Source organism: Actinotignum inguinis, assembly GCF_051265835.1.
In the GTDB taxonomy this organism is placed as follows: domain Bacteria; phylum Actinomycetota; class Actinomycetes; order Actinomycetales; family Actinomycetaceae; genus Actinotignum; species Actinotignum timonense.
The window spans coordinates 96,922-116,354 of record NZ_JBOZDP010000001.1; the positions used below are offsets into that span (position 1 = coordinate 96,922).

A 19,433-nucleotide genomic window follows, 5' to 3' on the forward strand; every position below is an offset into this window, starting at 1 on the left:
ACGTGAAGTATACCTTTGTACGAACGTAACCCAGAGTTACATTCTCTTTTTAGGAAGGACACCCTTACCTAGGTAGTAATATTGATAAGTATTTTTGCCCGAATTGTCAAGGTTTGCTCGATAAGCATCCCATGAATATGTGAGCACTTTCACTTGTTCCTAAGTGTCGATACCACGGCGTTAAAACAAACGATAAAACAAAAAGGCCCCGACATCCGGGCCCTTCCGCACGCGGGGAACTACTTCTTGTTCCGACGCTGGTGGCGAGTTTTACGCAGCAGCTTACGATGCTTTTTCTTCGACATACGCTTGCGGCGCTTCTTAATAACGGAACCCACAGGCACCTCCAAAACTAGATCGCGGGGAATCGCCCCGATGGAACATCACAGTATCTTACCGGCCCGCGCCCGCCTATGCGTAGCGCGTGAATCAGAACACGGTTAAATTCACAACCGCTCCGGGCCTGCCACCGTTTCTAGCGCCCCTTTTCGGGCGACGACGCACCGGCCGTGCGCCGCACTATTCCCCAACCGCGCGCTGTTGCGGGAGGCTATTTCCAGTCAGGAGTGCTTCAACAGCGCTGGCGGGTACCCGGTAGGAGCTTCCCACCCGCACGGCCGGCAGATCGCCGGCGTGAACCATGCGGTAGACGGTCATCTTCGAGACACGCGTCAATTCAGCCACTTCCGCGACGGTGTAAAACTGCGGAGACGAAGGCATTTGCATCTGGTTCATCCCATCATCCTGGAGTAATTTTTTGCCACATCGGCAACAGCTACAGCAAGGATATCCCATATTCTCAGCATTCACAGCATTTTCTGCATGTTATGTGCCGCTTTTCCGTGAGGTACGTGGCAGGGGAATATACTACGGAACAGGTACGCGGCGTTTTTCCTGGCCGCAGCCGCTAGCTCGAGGACCCGGAGGACGCCCATGGCAGCACACCCTGAGGTGGCATCCGCGCGCCTGAGCTGGCGTGATCGGCTGGCGGCCGTAGGTGGACGCGTGGATCGGGTGGCGCGGGATCGCCCCGCGCGCCTGGCGCTTCTTATTTTCGCGCTCATCATTTTGTTCCTCACTGCCGCGCTTTCTTTGCCGTTGGCAACCACCACGGGGAAGAGTGCTCCGTTCATTGATGCGCTTTTTACCGCGACGTCATCCGTGTGCGTGACTGGCCTGGTGACGGTTGATACCGCGACATACTGGTCGGTATGGGGCCAGCTTTTTATTTCTTTCGGGCTCATTGTGGGTGGCCTAGGCGTGATGACGCTGGCCTCGATTCTGGGCCGGGCGGTTTCCCGCCATGTGGGTCTCACGCAGCGCATGCTTACCGCGGAGGAGAATCAGTCGAGCCTGGGCGAGGTAGGTACGCTGCTCCGCGCGGTGATTATTGTGGCGTCGACGGCGCAGGCTATTTTGTTCTTGGCCCTCCTGCCCTTCTTTTTGCGCAATGGCGAGGCCCTGCTTCATGCTCTCTCGCATTCCTATTTCATGGCGGTTTCCATCTTTAATAACGGTGGCTTTGTGATCATGCCGGAGGGTGTGAGCCCGTATGTGGGGCAGTGGGCGCTGACTATCCCGATTATTTTGGGTACTGTTGCCGGGGCTATTGGTTTCCCGGTGGTTTTGGATATGTGGCGTAACCGTTCACGCCCGCGTAAATGGTCGGTCACCACGAAGATCACGCTGGTCACCTATATCAGCTTGGCGGTGCTCGGCGCGGTTTTCCTGGCGGTGTTGGAATGGAATAACCCAAATACCCTGGGTAATTTGGCGGTGGCCGATAAAATCAACGCCGCGCTCACGCTGTCGGTGGATGCGCGTTCCACGGGTTTGACCACTATTGATGTGGGTGCGATGGGTGAAACATCGTGGATCCTCCTTGATTCGCTCATGTTCATTGGTGGCGGTTCAGCTTCCGCGGCGGGCGGCATTAAGGTGACGACTTTCGCGGTGCTCTTGCTGGCTATTCGCGCCGAGGCGCGCGGTGATCGCGATACCGAGGCTTTCGGTAAGCGCATCCCGGCCGAGGTGTTGCGCTTGGCTATTGCGGCAACGTTCGCCGGCGGGATCATGGTGGTGACCGGTTCGGTGGCGCTGCTTCAGCTCACGAATTTCACCTTCTCGGAGATTCTGGTCGAGGTGATTTCCGCTTTCGCTACCTGCGGTTTGAGCACGGGGATCACCGGGGCGCTACCAGCCAGCGCGAAGTTCGTGCTGGTACTCCTCATGTTCTTTGGGCGCACGGGCACGATGACGCTCGCTGCTGCATTGGCGCTGCGTTCACGACGCCGCACCATCCGGCTGCCCGAAGAACGGCCAATTATCGGCTAAGCGGGCAGATGGCTTATCCCGGGGTTACCTACGCTAGCTTCGACGCTTGGTGCCGGCTGAGCCGCCGTCGTTCCGAAGAATGCTGCGTAAAGAAGAGAGGAACAAAAGCACCGCAACCACTATGGCCGGGGCGAGAGCGTTCGGGGTTGCCGGCGGGAAAATACGGTTGAGGAGAGTCACCGTAAGAAAAGCGACCCCGCCGCCAATCGCAGCCACCACCAGCGCCTTAAGAACGCCTACCGCGAGCACGCGCCAATCCTTCATAACATCCCCTGCCTACCCGGGCCGCTAACCGGCGAATGCCTTTATCCTAAGCCGTCCGCCCCGCCCGTTACGAGTGCTCCTCCTATCAGGAGTGCTCATGCTTCGAACGCTCCTCCTCAACATCGAGATCTTTCACCGTATAGAAAAGGCCAGCACCGATCACCACAGCGTAAAGCTGAAGCGCGTGGATTGTTGGATTAGTTATGCCCGCCTCCAGTTCCGCAACCGCCTCCTCATCCAGGCACATTCGCCGCGCCACAGTTTCTTGAGTCAGACCTTTACTCACGCGTATAGCGGTGAGCTCCCGCAGCATCTGCCGCCTTCGACGGGCCTGCTGACGAGATCTTTCACGTATCACGGAAAGCCTATCCATGGTGCCCTACCTTTCTTCGATATCAGTTGAGTGCGTTTACGCAGGATTTCTGCGTACCTTCATGGTCGCACGGGCTTACGACATGAATTTTGGCACGGAGCGTTAGACTACGAGCCAGAGATATTGTGACCGGAGAAAGGGCGGCTATGCCGGATACGCGCGACGAACAAGCCATCCTCGTGGTGGGGCTGGGGCGTTTTTCGACCGCCATCGCCACCACGCTCGATGATTTGGGGCGTGACGTGCTCGTCGTCGAAAAGAATCCCGATACCGCGCAGCGGTGGAGCCATCGCTTGCGGGTGGTGGAAGGGGATGCCACCAGTATGGAGGTGCTCGACCAGGTGGGCGCGGGGGATTTCACCGTGGCCGTGGTGGGCGTAGGGACTTCGCTGGAGGCTTCCGTGCTGGTGACCGCGAACCTGGTTGATCTGGGGATTCCGCAGATTTGGGCGAAGGCGGTTTCGCGTGCGCACGGCCGTATTTTGCGACGCATCGGCGCCCACCACGTCATTTATCCGGAGTACGACGCCGGTACGCGCGTGGCGCATATGGTCTCGGGAAGGATGCTCGACTATATCGAGATGGAGGACGGCTTCTCCATCGTGAAGATGCGCCCGCCGCGGGAAATTCGCGGTTTCACCATCGCGAAATCGCGTATCCGTGAGCGTTTCGGGGTGCGGATTATCGGGGTGAAGGCACCGAATCAGCCCTTTGAATACGCCACCGAGGACACCCTCATCGGGGCAGATGACACGATTATTGTGTCCGGCGATACCGAGCTATTGGAGGAGTTCGCCAACCGGCAGGGGTGGATCCCGGCGGTGGGTTCGGCTCGGTAACGGGCTCGGCTCGGTAGCGATTCGGTAGAGATTCGGTAGGGATTCGGTAGCGACTTTTAGCTCGCGATTTTTATGTCGTAGGCCCCCTCTAGGATGGTGGCATGGCAAAACAACCGGCAACCGTGTACGAATGCAGCGAGTGCGGGTGGTCCACCGGCAAATGGATGGGCCGCTGCGCGCGGTGCGGCTCGTGGGGCACGCTTGATCAACACAGTCCGGCCGCACCCTCCGCGGCTCCGGCCGCTTTAGCACCAACTTCACCGGCGCAACCCATCACCTCGGTGCCGGCTACCGCCGCGCGGAAAATCCCCACCGGGGTATCTGAATTGGACCGGGTGCTGGGCGGCGGTTTGGTTCCCGGCGCGGTAATTTTGCTTGCCGGGGAACCGGGGGTGGGCAAATCTACCCTGCTCTTAGATGTGGCGGCGAAGGCCGCGCGGGCTGCGGCGCGCTCGGGGCGGGCGCCGGTCCTCTATATTTCCGGGGAGGAATCGGCCTCCCAGGTGCGCTTGCGCGGGGAGCGCATCGGGGCGATGGATGAGCATCTGCTTCTTGCCTCGGAAAGCGATATCGGGCGGGCCCTCGGGCATATTGAAAACGCCCGGCCTTCCCTTCTTATTGTGGACTCGGTGCAGACCTTGGCCGATGCTGAGGTAGCGGGAACTGCGGGCGGCCCGGCGCAGGTGCGGGCCGTGACCGCGGCGCTCGTGAGCGTGGCCAAAACGCACGGCCTGCCGGTGGTGTTGGTCGGGCACGTTACGAAAGATGGTTCCATTGCCGGGCCGCGCGTCCTGGAACACCTGGTTGATGTGGTCTGCCAGTTCGAAGGGGATAAACACTCGCGGCTGCGTTTGGTGCGCGCGGTGAAGAATCGGTACGGGGCTACCGATGAAGTCGGGTGTTTTGAGCTCACCGAAAGCGGGATTGTGGGGCTACCTGATCCCTCGGGGTTGTTCCTTTCCGCCCGGGATCACACGGTGCCCGGCACCTGTGTATCGATGACTCTGGAAGGGCGGCGGCCCATGCCGGTGGAAGTCCAGGGCCTGGTGGTTCCTTCTTCCGGGCGGCCGCAGCGCACCAATTCCGGGGTGCTTTCCGCGCGGGTGGCCATGATGGTCGCGGTGCTGCAATCGCGCCTGGGCTTGAGCTTGGATCAGAAAGATATTTTTGTGTCCACGGTGGGTGGGGCGCAGGCCAGCGAACCGGCCGCGGACGCCGCGATTGCTTTGGCGCTGGCATCGGCCTACATGGATCTGCCGCTTGCTCCCGGGGTGATCGCCATCGGGGAAGTGGCCCTTACCGGGGAACTCCGCCCGGTTACCGGCCTCCCCCAGCGCCTGAACGAAGCTGCCCGGCTCGGTTTCACCCTTGCCATTGTTCCCGAACGTACCGATAGCTCGAAGCTCCCCGCGGGGATTCGGGTGCAACGCTGCGCGGATATCCGCCAGGCCCTGGAGGCGGTGCTTCCCACCGGGTAAGCCGCTAAGGCCGGGCATAGATGGCGTAGGCACAGAAAGAAAGTGGTACCTGCGCGGCGGGCCCCGGCTAGTTCGCCGGCTCGGAATCCCCTTCCGGCGCGGGTGCTTCGGCGCCTTCTCCAATGCCGGCTTCCGGGGCGGGTGCTGCTTCTTGGTTTTCACCTTCCGCGTTATTCGCCGCGGGGCTCGGATCCGCGCTGGGAGCCGGGCTAGCATCCGTGCTCGGTTCGCTACTCGCCTCATCATCCGGGCGGGCGGGCTGCTTGCCGCCCCCGGTAATCAGCTCAAAGACGGCGGTAGCGGGAGAAGCTGCGCCGTCGGCAAAAATAGCTTCCGCCTTGTACGTGCCCGGTGTGGACAGCGAACCCGAACTGCCGCACCCGACGCCCTCGTTCCCGCCCGGCCATGTCACCGTGGTCACGGCGTCCATCCCGCGATCCAGCAGCAGACGGCGATGTTCATCCCCGGCCTGGCACGCCGCGGTATTCGCCACCTGGTGCCCGCCGGACGTAATCGACACATTGAGATTGCCCCACCCGGCATCCACATAACACGGATTCGTGGTCGATTTATTCGTCAATTCCACGGAGAAAGATACCGGCGCGCCCGCACCACGTTCGTTATTCGTCACCCGCATCCGCAGCATATCCGGAGTGCAGGCCACCGGCTCGTAGAAAGCGGTCGGAACCGCAGCCTGGGCTTCCGCGTGCTCCTGAGAACGCGAGGCCGCAAACTTAAACGTCACCACCGCGCCAATCACAATCGCGAGCGCGGCAAAAATCCACAGCCAATGCTTCGGTTCCAAACGCGCAAAAATCGAAGTCTTTTCTGGGATCCGGCTCTGGCCGCGCGGGCCCGCCGGTACCGGGCGGCGCCGCCGAGTAGAAGCCTGGCGTTCCCGGCTGGTGCGCTGACGGCGACGCTCCTGGCCAGTACGTTCGCGAGGTGAACGCTCTCGAGTGGTACGTTGGCCTGCACGTTCGCGGGGAGAGCGCTGGCCGGAGCGTTCACGAGTAGTGCGCTCCCGAGTAGTCCGTTCCCGCGCGCCGCGCTCCCGATTGACTTGTTCCCGGCCTGAGCGTTGCCGATTTGCGCGCTGCTGGGCCGAACCTTGCTTATCTGCACGTTGCTGACCGCTACGCGCCTGGCCGCTACGCTGCCCGCGTTCCGAAGGCGCCGATTGTGCCGAGCGCCGCGGCCGCGCAGCCTGCGCCCCGCGCTCCGAGCCCCGTTCCGAACCGCGCTCTTTCCCGCGGACCGGGCGTTCACGCTGGCTTTCCCCGCGCCTCACTCGCGCGGTTCGCCCAGCCTGCTCCTCGCGCCGCTCGCGGCCACGCCGCGGCGCACCACCCGTGGGCCGCTTATGCGCGCGGCGCTCTCCGCCCGTTTCTTTCACGGATCCACGGTACCAAAACGTGCATAATGCCCGCGTTTCCGGCACACTACAGATAATGCTCAAGAATCTTTTAAGGTGGTACGACGGCGCAGCGCGGCCACTACCGTGGCGCGCGCCCGGCACCTCCCCGTGGGCAATCCTGGTATGCGAAGTGATGAGCCAACAAACCCCCGTCGCCCGGGTCGCGCCCGCCTGGCGGGCCTGGCTGGAACGCTGGCCCACCCCGGCCGACCTCGCCGCAGCCACACCCGCGGACGTGCTCATTATGTGGGACAGGCTCGGTTACCCGCGCCGAGCCCTGCGCCTGCGTGAATGCGCTATTGCCCTGGTGGAACGGCACGGCGGCCGCGTCCCGCGCACCCGCGAGGAACTCCTCGCTCTACCCGGCATCGGCCCCTATACGGCCGACGCGCTCCTCGCCTTCGCCTTCCAGGAACGCTCGGTCGTCCTCGATACGAATATTCGCCGGGTCCTCGCTCGGGTATACGACGGCGCCGCTTTGCCGCCCGCCCATCAAACAGTTCGGGAACGCGAGCGGGCCGCTGCGCTTGTTCCCGCGGATGGCCCGGGCGCGGCACGCTGGAACGCGGCCCTCATGGAGCTGGGCGCCCTGGTCTGTACGGCGCGTGAACCTGCCTGTTCGGGGTGCCCGCTGCGCGCTGAGTGCCGCTGGTTATCTGCCGGGAAACCAAAGAATGCCGCCCCGCGCACCACCCAGAAATTCACCGGGACCCAGCGCGAAGCTCGGGGAAAAATCATGGCGGTCTTGCGCAAGCGCCGCGGCGGATGCGCCCGTCCGGACTTACTGCACGGTAGTCACCTGAGTGAAGAGCGATTCGCTCCCGCACTCGCCTCACTCCTAGAGGACGGGCTTGCTCAGGAAAGCGACGGCCGCTACCACCTACCTATCGCTGAGAGCGTGGACACCGGAGTATCCCAGAACGCCAGCTAGAAATACCGCGGTATCCGCGATGACGCGGGCGGCTTCGGGCAGGAGCCGCACTCGCTGGAGAAAAGCGTGCATCACCCCGGGGATAACCTCGAGGCGTACGCGCACCTCGCTCGCCTCGAGGTACGTGGCCAGCGCCTGGCTATCGGCCAGCAGCGGATCGCACTCCCCCACCGCGAGTAAAACGGGCGGGCAGCCGCGCAGCTCGGTGCGCAGTAGCGCGGTATCCGGGGCCGTGGCCCGCTCGGTGGGCGAAGAAAAATAGAGGGAGTCGTAGTAGGCGCGATCCGCGGGGCTCATTCCATCGGCGGTATCAATATCGCTCATAGCATCCGTATTGCATGCGGGCTTGCCCAGCGATTCGCAAGCGACAGTGGCTGCGTTGGCAGCGGGAGGAGCGGGCAGGCCGTATTCGCCGTAGTACAAAACAAGCGCGGCTATCCGCTCGGCAACCGGCCCCCGTGCGAGCCGCCACCAAGTCCCTAAGCTCAGGGTTGCCCCGCAAGAATCCCCCGCCAGCACGATAGGACAGTTGGGAAAGCGGCGGGCCAGCTCGATGACCGTGTCCTCGCATTCCTCGGATATGCGCGGGTAGCGCGCCCCGGGCGCCAAAGTGTAATCCACACTCACCACCGCGGCGCCGGTGGCGGCGGCAAGCTCGCGTATGAGGCGGTCATGAGTAGCCGAGCTGCCCACGCAGTAACTCCCGCCGTGCAGATACACGATAATGGGCCGGGCGGCACCTGCAGGGAACTGCGCCGTCGTACCTAATTCGGTGGCCGAAAGCGAACCGCACCCCGCGAGCCGCGCAACCTGCCCGGACGAATAGACACGCACCGGAACCGGGCCGTGCCGGGTCGGAAGCGTATCCGCACGCCACGCAACCTGCGGCCCGCCCTCATTCCACCAGCGGTGCTCGGCTTCGTAACGCGCCTGCATGGCGGCGGGCTCCCCGTGCCCGTGATGCGGGAGGGCGGGCCGGGCGTCCTGCGCCAGGGCCGCCCGCGTCGAGGCCGATAATCTCACGTCCGAGCTAGACATAAAGTCATCATAAAGGCCCGAACCGCCCCGGTACGATGAAGGAATGCCTTGTAGCCCCGCGCTGCTCGCCGTGCCGAGCCAGCTTTCCACAGTCCTCACGAATAAAACCCTCCTCGCGAATACCTCTCTCCTCACCGGCACCACCTTCACGCCCGCGCCCGATGCGGTCGGCGGCCAGCTGTGGCTTTCCGCACTCCTGGCGGCGCTTCCGCTCCTGGTGTTCTTCGTGCTCCTCGGAGTGTTCTCCATTGCCACGCACTGGTGTTCCCTTATTTCCCTCGGCCTGGCCCTGGCCATCGCCGTCACCGGCTTCGGGATGCCGGCGGACCTGGCCGGACTCTCCGCCCTGCAAGGCGCGGCATTCGGGCTTTTCCCCATCTGCTACATCGTGATTATGGCGGTGTGGCTCTACAACCTCACCGAAAGTTCGGGGCGTAGTAAGGACGTCCAGGCGGTTTTCGCGGCGCTGGGCCGCGGGGATATGTGCGTGCAGACCATCCTCATCGGCTTTATTTTCTGCGGCCTCATCGAAGGGCTGGCCGGATTTGGCGCGCCGGTGGCCATTAGCTGCGCCATGCTGCTGGCCATCGGCCTGCCCCCGGTCAAGGCCGCGCTGGCCACCATGGTGGGCAACGGCATCAACGTGGCCCTAGGTGCCATGGGTATCCCCCTCACCACCGTGGCCCGCATGGGCGGGGTGGCCGATCCCATGGACGTGGCCGCGGTAGCCGGGCGGATTATCCCGGTGGTGGCCGTGGGCGTGCCCCTCCTCCTCGTTTTTATCGTGGACGGCAAACGCGGGGTGAAAGACACCTGGCCGGTGGCCCTCACCGCCGGAATCGGTATGGTGGCCGGGCATGTGATCGCCTCGAATTTCATTTCTCACGAACTCATCGCTGTGATCGCCTCCCTTCTTTCCTTCGCGCTCACCGCCGTGCTGCTCACCCGCTGGCGCCCGGCCCACACCCCGGCCGAATTCGCCAGCGCCCCCGCGGGTGAGAAAATCTCCGCCAGCCGGGTATTCCTGGGCCTGCTCCCCTACCTGCTGGTTGTGGTGGTCCTCGCGGTCACCAAATTGTGGCGGGTTACCGTTCCGGGCACCGCCGGCCCGGGCGGCGCGGGAGGAGCGGCCGGAGCCGCCGCCCCGCGCCGCATCGAATTCCTGGCCCAAACCGATATCAGCTTCGGCTGGCCCGGCCTGCACGGGCACCTGGTGGACCAGGCCGGTAACGCCCTGTCCACCACCACCTTCACTTTCAACTGGCTCTCCTCCCCGGGGACGATGCTCTTCCTCACCGGAGTGGTGGTCACCGCGGTGTACGCGCGGTGTTCCTCCGGCGGGCGCTACCCCTATTCCTTCCGCACCGGCCTGGCCACCCTGGGGGCCACCGTGGCAAACCTGGCCGTGACCGTGGGAACGATTGCCACCATTATGGCCCTCGCCTACGTCATGAATTTCTCCGGTCAAACCCAGGCCATCGGGGCCTTCATGGCCTTGGCCGGCACTGCTTTCGCGGCGCTTTCCGCCTTCCTCGGGTGGATCGGCACCGCGGTCACCGGATCGGCCACTTCCTCGGCAGCGCTCTTCGGGAACCTGCAAGCCACCGCGGCCGCCGGGGCCGGCATCGACCCGCATCTCCTCCTGGCTGCCAACCAGCTCGGGGGCGGGCTCGGGAAAATCGTCAGCCCGCAAAACCTCGCGATTGCGGCCACCGCGGTACGCGCCCCGGGCAGCGAACCGGAACTGCTGCGCCGCGGAGCTGCCTATTCGCTCGGGTTGCTCGCCCTGCTGACCCTCGTCGTCGTGCTGGCCGCGAGCGGGGTGCTGAGCTTCATCACCGCGTAAACGGACGCGGGCGCTGCGGCTCGCCAACCGGGGCGCCTGCTCTGCAACTAGCCCGCCGGCGCGCCCGCCGTACAGCTAGCCAGCCCGGGCGCACTGGCCTACCCTGGAGAGCATGGCTTTTGAACAAATTACCGACGCTGTTGCTTTCCACGCCGAAGGCCCGGTGTGGTCGGAAAGCTGGGGCGGGCTGCGTTTCGTGGATATGCTGGCCGGCGACCTGCTCACCCTGCGGAGCGACGGCGGAGTGGATCGCCTGGCCACCGGCTCGAAAATCGCGGCATTTGTGCGCCCGCGCACTGGCGGAGGTTACGTCGTCGCCACCGAACGCGGGCTGGCCTTGGCCGATACCGCCACGGCCGCCCCGCGCCCGGCCGCAACCCTGTGGAACAGCCCCGCCTACCGCATGAACGAAGGCACCGCGGACCCGTGGGGCTACCTCTACGCAGGTTCCATGCCCTACACCCGCGACGCCACCACCCGCGGCACCGCGCGCCTCTACCGCATCTCCCCCACCCTCGAGGTCAGCGTGATTTTGAACGATGTCACCACTTCGAACGGCATCGGTTTTTCGCCCGACCGCACCCGTGCCTACTACATCGACACCTCCACGCGCGCGATTTCTGTTTTTGAGGTCGACGACGCAGGCGCACTTCAGCACCGCAGCGACTTCCACCGCGTGGAAGGTGCGAGCCCGGACGGGCTGACCGTCGACAGCGAAGGGAATGTGTGGGTGGCCCTCAACCGGGCCGGCATCATCCGGGTCCTCGATCCGAGCGGGCAGATCGTGCAGGAATACCAGCTCCCGGTAACCGGGACCACCGCGGTGACCCTGGGCGGGGCGGACGGTAAGGATGTTTTCGTGACCGTCTCGCGCGAAAATGACGATTCGCGGGGCGCCGGGGCGCTGTGGTGGATGGACGGGCCGGTGGCCGGCCAGCCTACCTTGCCTTTTGCGGGGTGACGCCGCCGGCATGCGAGAGCACCGCGCCCGCGTCCACCCCGAGCCGGGCCTGGCGTGCCCGCTGTAAGGCACGCAGTGCCTCCCAGGCGCTCTCCTGCCCCAGCAAAACAGCGTCAATGAGTTGTTCCTGCGCTTGCTCCAGCGCGCTATCTATGTGGCTGGCATCGGCGCGGCTAGAGTTTGTGCGGCCGGCACCGGCGCGGGCTGCCCCGATGCGGCTGGCATCAGCGCTGCTGGCCTCCGCCCGGCTGGCCGCGTACAGCATGGTGTGGAAGGTGAGCGGGCGGTGGAGTGCTTCCAGGCGCTTCGAGCCGGAGACCTCCACGAGGGTGTGGAGCACCCGGCTGGGTTGCTCCCCACGGGCCGCGCGCAGCGGGCGCAGATCCGGATGGCCGGCCATAATCCGCGCCAGCGCCAGGGATTCACTAATCTCCAGCAGCGCCACGATCTCCGGGATTTCCGAGCCGTCCACGGTGACCACCCGCGGGTGTTTACGTGCTTCGCGCTCGACCAAACCGTCCGCAATCAAGGATTCCACCGCGATGCGGGCGGTGGAACGCGCCACCGAGTATTCCTCCGCGATCGCGGCTTCGGCCAGGCGCTCCCCCGGCGCAATATTTCCGGAAAGGATGCGTTCACGCAGGTGGTCAGCCAGATCATCGGCAAGCCGGCGAGCCATGAGCACTCCTTTCCTCCGCGGGATAACGAGCTGGGTGAGTACCCGCTCCCGCCTTATCCTAGGTAAACTGACTGTCAGTTTCCACTGTGATTTTACGCCCGCGCGCCGCACGCACGAAAGGAGGGGTTATGGCCGCCACGCGGTTCCCACCGGGCTGCACCCCCGCCCCGGATTATTACCGCTGGCGCGCCCACGTCTTCCTCGTTGTCTATATCGGCTATGTATTCGCCTACACCACCCGCAATAACCTCAAAGTAGTCTCCGCCCGCTTCGTGGAGGAAGAAGGCTGGTCCCTCTACCAGGTCGGTTTCGTGCTCAGCGCCTTCACCCTCGCCTACGGGTTCGGGAAAATCATTTTCGGCATGGTGGCCGACCGCGTCTCCCTGCGCCGGCTCTTCGGCGGGGCACTCATTATTTCCGGAATCCTGTGCATCCTCACCGGCTTCCCCAGCTCCCCTCAAGCTATCGCGGCCCTGACCTTCGCGAACGGGCTGGTGCAATCGGCCCTCGCCCCGGCCGCCCTGGTCCTCCTGGGGGCCTGGTACCCCAATTCTTCGCGCGGTTCGCGGGTGGCGATCTGGAATACCTCCCAAAACCTGGGCGCCGCGCTCCTCCCGCTGCTGGCCGGGGCGTTCACCGGCTGGAGCCTGGCCCATTTCCATATTTTCCTCATCCCGGGCCTGGCCACTGTCGCGGTGGGCATCTGGGCTTACCGCACCGGCGCGGACCGCCCCTGGCGCCAGGGCCTACCCACCCTCACCATGCTATTCGGCCCGGCCGGCACCCCGCAGCTGAGCACCCGCGCGGACGGCTACTGGCCCACGGTAGTGCGGGCGGTGCTCACCAACCGCTGGATCCTCACCCTAGTCGGCATTAATACGCTGCTGTATTGCATTCGTTTCGGGGTCATCAACTGGGTGGTTATTTTCGCCGCCGCCCACACCACCGGGCGCGACGGCGAAATCGCGCTGGCCGGCGCGGAATTGGCGGCGATTCCGGCCTCTTTCGCCTTCGGGGCCTACGCGGCACGCTACCCCAACCGGGCTTCGTCGGCCGCCATGAAAGCGATGCTGGCCCTGGCCGTGGCACTCGCCGCCTGGCCCCACCTGGCTTTTAGCAGTTCTTCGGCGGCCGGCGCGCTGCTGCTCGGTGCCCTCATTTACGGACCTCAGGTGAGTATTAATATGCTCACCCTCTCCCTGGTTCCCGATAATGTGGCGGGGGCTGCCACCGGGGTGGTGGGCGCGGCCGGCTACCTCGCCGGCGAAACCCTCGCGAATTTCCTCATCCCCCACCTGGTCACCGGCTACGGCTGGACGGTGGCCTACACCAGCCTCGCCCTCACCGCCCTCATCTGCGCGGCCGGTTACGCGAGCCTGCGCGGCCCGGAAATGCGCAGCCTGCGGTATTAAGAACGACGACGCCGCTAGCTGGCCGCCAGCACACCCGCGCGGGGCCCGAATCCTCGGGCCCCGCGCCGGCGTCGTCGTACATTATGCTGCGGCAACTATTAGGCCTGCACCACAGCCTGTTCGCGCCGCGAGAGCGAAAGGTACATAACCCCGGCCGCCACCGCGATGCCGGCGAGCAGCGTGAAGGAGGCCGCCCAGGAGAAGCGCTCGGCGAGGATCGGCATAATGAGGTTCGCGCCCATTTCGCCGACGATGTAGCCGAAGAGCCCCACGAAACCGACCGCCACTCCGGCCGCTTTGAGCGGAACGAAGTTGAGGGTGAGGATATTGACGATGAGCTGCGGGCCGTAAATCAGCGCGCCCATAAGCCCGGAAACGATAAGGAGCACCACGTAATTGTCGTTGCCCATGTAGACCCAGATGAGGCCGGCCAGGCACAGCAAGCCGAGGAAGCCCACCACAGACTGGCGGTTGGGGAGCTTGACGGAAATCCAGGCGAAGAGGAAGGAACCGGGAATCGCGATCCATTCCAGCACCGAGAAAGCCGTGGAGTACTGCGCTTCCGTGAAGCCCATTTCGGTGCCGAGGAAGGCCGGCATCCAGTTGAGCACCCCGAAACGCAGGAAGTAGAGCGCGGCGTTGATGAAGGCCACGGTGAGGACCAGCGGGGAGGTGAAAACGAAACGCACCAGGATATGCCAGTAGCTTTCGTCGGGGGTTTCGTCGGTATTCGGTTCGCCGGCCTTCCCGTAGATTTGGCGCAGGGTGGGCATGCCTTCAGCTTCGGGGCGGTCCCCGCCGTACTTCCAGAAGAAGATCGAGAGGCCGAAGACCACCAGGCCCGGGCCCCAGAAGGCAATCGCGCCGCCGCTGGGTCCGCCCAGGGCCAGCAGCCAGGTGATCATGAGGGGCAGCAGCGCCCCGCCCAGGTTCTGCGAGGTATTCCAGATCGCGATACCGGAACCGCGGGTTTTATTCGGGTACCAATTCGCGATCATCGCCATGGACGAAGGCGCGAGCGCCCCCTGCGCGCAGCCGAGCAGGAACATGAGCACCGCGAGCAGGTAGAAGTTCGTGGTAAAACCGATGGCAACGCAGAGCACCGCGGAAAGCCCCAGGCAGCCGGCGAAAATGCGGCGCAGGGAAACACGGTCGGACAGCATCCCCATGAAGAATTTCCCGAAGCCGTAGGTGATGGTGAACATGGTGAGCACCAGGCCGATTTGCGGCAGGCTCCAGTCGTTCTCCAGGCGCAGGGCTTCGGAGCGGAGTTTGAAATTATTGCGGACCAGGTACGCGCATACGTAGCCGAGGTAGGCCACGAAGAACACCATGCCGCGCCGCCTGAGGTACTGCGCGAAAGTGTCCGGGTGCGCGGCGGCGAATTGCGCGCTGGTGTCCTCGGATTCCGCGGCGGGCGTGGCCGGCCGCTTATCGTCACTCGATGACATCACTACTCCTCCTTGAGCTGAACTGTATGTCAGTTTAAGGAGTGTAGCGCACTATTGCCGCAGGGTGGTAGTCCCGGGCGGGTGGTTGGGTGCGGAATCGCGGCCGCTAGAGGCTTCGTTCCGCGCTTAGGCTTCGCGGTTGATAAACTCCCCTCCATCGCGCAGCGCCCGCACATTGGCGAGGATAAGCTCTTCGGCACCCACGGGCCGCCCGCCGGCGGTATGCGGGGTAATAATCGTGGCCAGATCCCACAGCGGTGAATCCGCGGGGAGCGGCTCGGTGGCGGTTACGTCCAGGCCGGCGCCCGCGATTTTTCCTTCGCGCAGCGCGGTGGCCAGGTCTTCTTCGTTCACCGTTTTTCCGCGCCCCACATTAACGACGACGGCGCGACTGGGCAGGGCCGCAAAGACGCTCGCATCCACCACGTTGGCGGTGGCCTCGGTGGCGGGGAGGATGAGAATGAGGACATCGGTATCGGCCAGGATGCCATCGCGCTGGGCGAGGTTGGCGCCGTCGTACACCTCAATATCACCTTCGGTGCGCCGGGAGGTGGCCAGGCCGCGCACCTGCGCCCCGAAAACTTTGAGCATCCCGGCCAGGTGGCGCCCGATATGCCCGTAGCCCCAGATAGTGACGTTCGCGCCGAGCAGGCTGGTCAGGCGCCCGCCCGGGCGCAGCTCGGTGAAGAAGATGCGATCGCGGGACCAGCGGTGGTTGTGCTGTTCTTCGGTGGCGACGCGCAGGTCGCGCACCAGGTAGAGCGCGAGCGCGATGGCGTGTTCGGATACGGTAGCGTCATGCAGGCCGTTCGCGGTGGCGAGGATGACTCCGGCGGGCGGGTTGGTGGCGTGCAAGCTTTCCGCGCCGGCCATCATGCCCTGGATGAGTTTGAGTTGGGGAAGCTGGGCCACGTGTTCGGTCGCATTCGGATCGAGCCAGACCACGAGGGCTTCGGCATCGCGGTATTCTTCCGGGATGGGTGCGTTCACATCGAAGGTCACCCAGGTGACGCCCGCTTCGGGCGGGAGGGAGAGGTCAAAGCTATTGGGGAGCAGTACTTTCATGGCTTTAGCCTAACTCTCCGCGCTCCCACCTAGAAGCGGATGGCGTCAATCGGTTTGATGCGCAGCGCCATGGTGGCCGGGATAATTCCGCAAAGTGCGCCCACTCCGGCGGAGATCGCCAGGCCAATAAAGGCGGCCAGGACCGGGTATCCCACGCTATCCACCGAGAAGGGCAGGTCGAGCCACCGGGCTAGGGGCGCGGTGCGGATGGTGATAATCGAGGCGATGACCCCGATGAAACCGGCCGCCGTCGTCGCCACCACGGATTCCAGGAATACCGAGGTGAAGATACGGCGCGCGGAGGCGCCCATCGCGCGGCGGATCCCCATTTCCCGCACCCGCTGCTTCATCGTGACGATGGAAACGGTGAGAAGGCCCAGGGCGCCCACCAGGATCACGATCCCGCCAATGGCCGCGATAATCGCGGTGACCTGGCGTTCGGTGGATTCCTGGCCGCGCATCTGACTTTCGATGAACTGGCCTTCCACCTGGTAGTTCTTCCCCAGGCGGCCCTGGAGTACGGAAACGAGGACCTTCTGGGCTTCCGCTTCTTCCCCGCGCGGCACCAGCACCGAAACGGTGGAGGAATTCATAGGGGAAAGCTGAGCCATCGCGGCGGCGGCCATGCTCTGGTAGGGCACGTGCAGGCGCGGGCTATCCCAGCGCGAGCGGTCCGCGACCACCCCGACTACCGTCATCCGCACCCCGGTGGGTCCGGATAGCGCGATCTGCGGGTAGCTGGCCAGCGAAGGCTCGCCCATTTCCTTGTAGAGCATTTCATTGACGACGGCGGGGTTCATGAGGCGCTCGCCATCCGCTTCGGTGAGCCACCGCCCGCGGGTGAGCTGCACATCGAAGAGCGGGCCGTAGGCCGGGTCCACGGCGAGCATTTCGTAATTCGGTTCCATCATCCCGAATCCGGGGCCGCCGCCTTCACCGAACTCGGTACTGGCAGAACCATCCCCCACCGGTTCGGCACCTTCTACCGCGCCGCCGCTTTCCAGCTCGCCGGCGCTTTCCATCTCGCCGCTGGCTTCCGCCCCGGCCATGCTTTCAGATTCCCACCCCTCCAGGTCCTGAATATCACCGGCGCCACCCGCTCCGGGTAGCACCGGCGGGAAGGCGAGGGAGACATAGGAGGTACGCGAGCGCGTCCAATAATTCGCACCGGCCTTCTCCATGTATTCGGCCACGGTGGTGCCGAAAACATCCTCGCTGGCTTGGGCGCCGGCTAGGGTGCCGAGCTGCGCGCCGGTGGGCGGAGCCACGGGATTCGCGTAAGGATCGGCATAAGGGTTGGCGTACGGGTCAGCGCCGCCCTCCCCGCCGGTGTTATACACCCCGATATTGACGGTGCCGGGTTTGCCCTCCCATTGGGCGAGCTGGTGTTCCCCGGCGGCGCTAATGAGCTGGCCCAGGGCGAGCACGGTTGCCATTGCCCATACCGCGGCCGCCACCCCCACGAGGGAGAGGATAACTCGCCCGCGATCCACTCGAATTTCTTCCCAGGCTTCGAGAACAGCCCCGAAAATGCGTGTCATTTTTCCTCCGGCCAGACGAGCCCATCGTGGATGGTGAAACGGCGATCCGCGCGGGCGGCCACTTTCGGATCGTGGGTGATCATAATGAAAGTGGCGTTATTTTCCCGCGCCATGCTTTCCATAAGATCCATGACCCGCCCCGCGGTATCCACGTCGAGGGCGCCGGTTGGTTCATCCGCGAGGAGCACCTGGGGGCGGCGCACGAGCGCCCGGGCGAGGGCCACCCGCTGCTGTTCCCCGCCCGAGAGCTGGGAGGGCATCGCATCCAGGCGGTCCCCTAATCCCACCCGATCCAACATCTGGGCAGCTAAGCTGCGGCGTCGAAAAATAGTGGCGGTATCCGAATACAGCAGGGGAACTTCGACGTTTTGCACGGCGGTGCGGCCGCGGAAAAGATTGAACTGCTGGAAAACGAAACCGAAAAGGGAGCCGCGCAGGTGGGCGCGCGCCGATTCGCTCAAGTCCGCCACGTCGCGGCCCTCAAAACGGTAGGAGCCGGTATCGGGCAGGTCGAGCATCCCGATGATATTGAGGAGGGTGGATTTCCCCGTTCCGGACTGGCCCATAATCGCCACGTACTCCCCGCGCTCGATGCGCAGGTCCACCCCGCGCAGGATCGGCAGCGGGCGGCCGTTCGGGAGGGTGACGGTGCGGGTCACCTGCTCAAGCTCTAACATCACATCCCCATCATCGGGTCGGGCGTGGGCTGCGCGCTCGGCACGTACTGGAGGATTTCTTCGCCTTCTTCCAGTCCGCCGGTGATTTGGATCTGGCGCCCGTCCGTGACCCCGAGTTGCACGGTGCGTTTGGTGGGTTGCGCGCCGTCCGCCGCGGGCAGGTAGACCACGCCCTCGCGGAAGCGCCCTTCCACCGCACTCACCGGTACCGTGAGCACCCCGGTGGTATTGCTCCCCGGAATGGTGAGTTTCGCGGCCGAACCGTCATAGACCTGCTGTTCGGCGGGAATATCGCAGATGAGGGCGGGTTGCACGCTTCCAGACACCCCATCCAGGCCGCGCGCCTCGGCTTCTTTAGCGCCCAGACCCGCGCCCGCGCCGGTTTTTTCCGTGACCGTGCGCAGATTGGTGCAGTCGAAAGGCGCCGGGCCGTTCGTAACCGCGAGTTGCCCGGCCGGCGGCAGCGAGGCGAGCGAATAGAGCTGTTCGGGTTTCACGCTCACCCGGGCGTGGTAGGTGGCCGGGGTGATCGAGCCGATGCTTTCCCCGATGGAGACCGGCTGGCCCACGAGCACATCCACCGCCACGGTGCCGCTCACCGGGGCAAGCACATTTACGTAACTCACTTCGATATAGGGTTCGCCGGGCACTTCCACTTCGGTGCCGTCCTCAAAAGTTTCCACGGTGGCGGCGGTGGTTTTTTCTTCTTCGTGGCGGATCCGCAGCAGCCGGTCACCTTCATTGACGACGGCGCCCGCTTTGACATCGACCACGTCCACGGTGCCGTTGGCGGTGGCCCGCACGGGAGTGGCCGGATTGCGCATGACGGTGGCATCGAGCGTGAGGGAATTATCGATATCCCCCGGCATAGCCACCACGGTGGGGATGGTGAAATCCCCCTGGGCCACGAGTTCCGTGGAGGTGCGTTGGTTCGGGAAAAATGCGAACTTGACGAGGGCTGCGGCGATGACGAGGCCGAGCAGGAGCTTGATGACCTGGAAAATGGTGTCAGTTTTCTTCATGGACGGGCACCTTTGCACACGGGAAATAGGATTCGGGAAGCCGGGCGTGGCACCGAACTACTTGGAAGATTACCGTGAAGAGGCCGAAAAATAAATAGGAAAATT

19 protein-coding genes are annotated in these 19,433 nt (G+C 64.3%); 7 read left to right on the plus strand and 12 right to left on the minus strand.

Annotated features, from left to right (window positions below):
- Positions 1 to 239: 239 nt before the first annotated feature.
- Positions 240 to 344: a 30S ribosomal protein bS22 gene (locus ACRQFC_RS00400; RefSeq protein ID WP_425541650.1), complete on the minus strand. Its 105-nt coding sequence runs from the start codon at positions 342 to 344 to the stop codon at positions 240 to 242.
- Between the two features lie 175 nt (positions 345 to 519).
- Complete coding sequence (locus ACRQFC_RS00405) at positions 520 to 726, minus strand: helix-turn-helix domain-containing protein (protein ID WP_284904310.1); 207 nt, start codon at positions 724 to 726, stop codon at positions 520 to 522.
- A 207-nt stretch (positions 727 to 933) separates the two neighbouring features.
- Between ACRQFC_RS00405 and ACRQFC_RS00410 the strand changes: the two genes are divergently transcribed.
- The gene (locus tag ACRQFC_RS00410; protein ID WP_026428671.1) at positions 934 to 2,334 is read left to right on the plus strand and encodes a TrkH family potassium uptake protein; all 1,401 of its coding nucleotides are present in this window, start codon (positions 934 to 936) and stop codon (positions 2,332 to 2,334) included.
- A 33-nt stretch (positions 2,335 to 2,367) separates the two neighbouring features.
- Here the strand turns inward: ACRQFC_RS00410 and ACRQFC_RS00415 are convergent, their stop codons facing one another.
- Both ACRQFC_RS00415 and ACRQFC_RS00420 read right to left on the minus strand, forming a co-directional pair.
- Positions 2,368 to 2,598: a hypothetical protein gene (locus ACRQFC_RS00415; RefSeq protein ID WP_284904233.1), complete on the minus strand. Its 231-nt coding sequence runs from the start codon at positions 2,596 to 2,598 to the stop codon at positions 2,368 to 2,370.
- Between the two features lie 85 nt (positions 2,599 to 2,683).
- Entirely contained in the window at positions 2,684 to 2,971 is a 288-nt protein-coding gene (locus ACRQFC_RS00420; RefSeq protein ID WP_284904234.1) for a helix-turn-helix domain-containing protein, read from the minus strand.
- A 146-nt stretch (positions 2,972 to 3,117) separates the two neighbouring features.
- On the opposite strand from ACRQFC_RS00420, the gene ACRQFC_RS00425 reads away from it, so the two are divergent.
- Both ACRQFC_RS00425 and radA read left to right on the plus strand, forming a co-directional pair.
- Positions 3,118 to 3,810, plus strand: a complete 693-nt coding sequence (locus ACRQFC_RS00425; RefSeq protein WP_016441787.1) for a potassium channel family protein — start codon at positions 3,118 to 3,120, stop codon at positions 3,808 to 3,810.
- A gap of 101 nt (positions 3,811 to 3,911) precedes the next feature.
- Positions 3,912 to 5,288: a DNA repair protein RadA gene (gene radA, locus ACRQFC_RS00430; RefSeq protein WP_284904236.1), complete on the plus strand. Its 1,377-nt coding sequence runs from the start codon at positions 3,912 to 3,914 to the stop codon at positions 5,286 to 5,288.
- 67 nt (positions 5,289 to 5,355) lie between these two features.
- Here radA and ACRQFC_RS00435 read toward each other — a convergent pair whose 3' ends face one another.
- The gene (locus tag ACRQFC_RS00435; RefSeq protein ID WP_284904238.1) at positions 5,356 to 6,093 is read right to left on the minus strand and encodes a hypothetical protein; all 738 of its coding nucleotides are present in this window, start codon (positions 6,091 to 6,093) and stop codon (positions 5,356 to 5,358) included.
- A 646-nt stretch (positions 6,094 to 6,739) separates the two neighbouring features.
- Here ACRQFC_RS00435 and ACRQFC_RS00440 point away from each other — a divergent pair.
- Positions 6,740 to 7,636: an HhH-GPD family protein gene (locus tag ACRQFC_RS00440; protein WP_284904239.1), complete on the plus strand. Its 897-nt coding sequence runs from the start codon at positions 6,740 to 6,742 to the stop codon at positions 7,634 to 7,636.
- On the opposite strand, the gene ACRQFC_RS00445 is transcribed toward ACRQFC_RS00440, so the two are convergent.
- The gene (locus ACRQFC_RS00445; protein WP_435734628.1) at positions 7,586 to 8,674 is read right to left on the minus strand and encodes an alpha/beta hydrolase fold domain-containing protein; all 1,089 of its coding nucleotides are present in this window, start codon (positions 8,672 to 8,674) and stop codon (positions 7,586 to 7,588) included. The genes ACRQFC_RS00440 and ACRQFC_RS00445 overlap by 51 nt on opposite strands.
- Positions 8,675 to 8,717: 43 nt before the next feature.
- Here ACRQFC_RS00445 and ACRQFC_RS00450 point away from each other — a divergent pair, with 43 nt between their 5' ends.
- Together ACRQFC_RS00450 and ACRQFC_RS00455 are read left to right on the plus strand one after the other, a co-directional pair.
- The gene (locus tag ACRQFC_RS00450) at positions 8,718 to 10,520 is read left to right on the plus strand and encodes an L-lactate permease (RefSeq protein ID WP_284904242.1); all 1,803 of its coding nucleotides are present in this window, start codon (positions 8,718 to 8,720) and stop codon (positions 10,518 to 10,520) included.
- 112 nt (positions 10,521 to 10,632) lie between these two features.
- Positions 10,633 to 11,481 carry an SMP-30/gluconolactonase/LRE family protein gene (locus tag ACRQFC_RS00455; protein WP_284904243.1) on the plus strand — a complete coding sequence of 283 codons (849 nt, stop codon included), beginning with the start codon at positions 10,633 to 10,635 and terminating at the stop codon, positions 11,479 to 11,481.
- Here ACRQFC_RS00455 and ACRQFC_RS00460 read toward each other — a convergent pair.
- Positions 11,459 to 12,160, minus strand: coding sequence for a GntR family transcriptional regulator (locus ACRQFC_RS00460; protein ID WP_284904245.1), 702 nt, complete (start codon positions 12,158 to 12,160; stop codon positions 11,459 to 11,461). The two genes, ACRQFC_RS00455 and ACRQFC_RS00460, sit on opposite strands and share 23 nt — an antisense overlap.
- 128 nt (positions 12,161 to 12,288) lie before the next feature.
- On the opposite strand from ACRQFC_RS00460, the gene ACRQFC_RS00465 reads away from it, so the two are divergent.
- The gene (locus ACRQFC_RS00465; protein WP_284904247.1) at positions 12,289 to 13,572 is read left to right on the plus strand and encodes an MFS transporter; all 1,284 of its coding nucleotides are present in this window, start codon (positions 12,289 to 12,291) and stop codon (positions 13,570 to 13,572) included.
- Positions 13,573 to 13,670: 98 nt separating this feature from the next.
- Here ACRQFC_RS00465 and ACRQFC_RS00470 read toward each other — a convergent pair whose 3' ends face one another.
- From ACRQFC_RS00470 to ACRQFC_RS00490, 5 genes are all read right to left on the minus strand, one after another.
- On the minus strand, positions 13,671 to 15,023 hold the full coding sequence (locus tag ACRQFC_RS00470; RefSeq protein ID WP_087069933.1) for an MFS transporter: 1,353 nt from the start codon (positions 15,021 to 15,023) through the stop codon (positions 13,671 to 13,673).
- 126 nt (positions 15,024 to 15,149) lie between these two features.
- The gene (locus ACRQFC_RS00475) at positions 15,150 to 16,088 is read right to left on the minus strand and encodes an NAD(P)-dependent oxidoreductase (RefSeq protein ID WP_284904249.1); all 939 of its coding nucleotides are present in this window, start codon (positions 16,086 to 16,088) and stop codon (positions 15,150 to 15,152) included.
- A 29-nt stretch (positions 16,089 to 16,117) separates the two neighbouring features.
- Positions 16,118 to 17,629: an ABC transporter permease gene (locus tag ACRQFC_RS00480; protein ID WP_284904250.1), complete on the minus strand. Its 1,512-nt coding sequence runs from the start codon at positions 17,627 to 17,629 to the stop codon at positions 16,118 to 16,120.
- A complete protein-coding gene (locus ACRQFC_RS00485) occupies positions 17,626 to 18,306 on the minus strand; it encodes an ABC transporter ATP-binding protein (protein ID WP_035276747.1) in 681 nt (226 codons plus the stop codon). The genes ACRQFC_RS00480 and ACRQFC_RS00485 overlap by 4 nt, the downstream gene beginning before the upstream one ends.
- The gene (locus tag ACRQFC_RS00490; protein WP_284904251.1) at positions 18,306 to 19,328 is read right to left on the minus strand and encodes an efflux RND transporter periplasmic adaptor subunit; all 1,023 of its coding nucleotides are present in this window, start codon (positions 19,326 to 19,328) and stop codon (positions 18,306 to 18,308) included. Before ACRQFC_RS00490 ends, ACRQFC_RS00485 begins: the two co-directional genes overlap by 1 nt.
- Positions 19,329 to 19,433 lie beyond the last annotated feature (105 nt).

Coding starts and splice junctions, on each gene's coding strand:
- ACRQFC_RS00465 (WP_284904247.1), top strand. CDS start 12,289: ATGGCCGCCACGCGGTTCCCACCGGGCTGCACCCCCGCCCCGGATTAT.
- ACRQFC_RS00425 (WP_016441787.1), top strand. CDS start 3,118: ATGCCGGATACGCGCGACGAACAAGCCATCCTCGTGGTGGGGCTGGGG.
- ACRQFC_RS00440 (WP_284904239.1), top strand. CDS start 6,740: ATGCTCAAGAATCTTTTAAGGTGGTACGACGGCGCAGCGCGGCCACTA.
- ACRQFC_RS00470 (WP_087069933.1), bottom strand. CDS start 15,023: ATGTCATCGAGTGACGATAAGCGGCCGGCCACGCCCGCCGCGGAATCC.
- radA (WP_284904236.1), top strand. CDS start 3,912: ATGGCAAAACAACCGGCAACCGTGTACGAATGCAGCGAGTGCGGGTGG.
- ACRQFC_RS00415 (WP_284904233.1), bottom strand. CDS start 2,598: ATGAAGGATTGGCGCGTGCTCGCGGTAGGCGTTCTTAAGGCGCTGGTG.
- ACRQFC_RS00490 (WP_284904251.1), bottom strand. CDS start 19,328: ATGAAGAAAACTGACACCATTTTCCAGGTCATCAAGCTCCTGCTCGGC.
- ACRQFC_RS00475 (WP_284904249.1), bottom strand. CDS start 16,088: ATGAAAGTACTGCTCCCCAATAGCTTTGACCTCTCCCTCCCGCCCGAA.
- ACRQFC_RS00410 (WP_026428671.1), top strand. CDS start 934: ATGGCAGCACACCCTGAGGTGGCATCCGCGCGCCTGAGCTGGCGTGAT.
- ACRQFC_RS00460 (WP_284904245.1), bottom strand. CDS start 12,160: ATGGCTCGCCGGCTTGCCGATGATCTGGCTGACCACCTGCGTGAACGC.
- ACRQFC_RS00445 (WP_435734628.1), bottom strand. CDS start 8,674: ATGTCTAGCTCGGACGTGAGATTATCGGCCTCGACGCGGGCGGCCCTG.
- ACRQFC_RS00420 (WP_284904234.1), bottom strand. CDS start 2,971: ATGGATAGGCTTTCCGTGATACGTGAAAGATCTCGTCAGCAGGCCCGT.
- ACRQFC_RS00485 (WP_035276747.1), bottom strand. CDS start 18,306: ATGTTAGAGCTTGAGCAGGTGACCCGCACCGTCACCCTCCCGAACGGC.
- ACRQFC_RS00480 (WP_284904250.1), bottom strand. CDS start 17,629: ATGACACGCATTTTCGGGGCTGTTCTCGAAGCCTGGGAAGAAATTCGA.
- ACRQFC_RS00450 (WP_284904242.1), top strand. CDS start 8,718: ATGCCTTGTAGCCCCGCGCTGCTCGCCGTGCCGAGCCAGCTTTCCACA.
- ACRQFC_RS00455 (WP_284904243.1), top strand. CDS start 10,633: ATGGCTTTTGAACAAATTACCGACGCTGTTGCTTTCCACGCCGAAGGC.
- ACRQFC_RS00405 (WP_284904310.1), bottom strand. CDS start 726: ATGCAAATGCCTTCGTCTCCGCAGTTTTACACCGTCGCGGAAGTGGCT.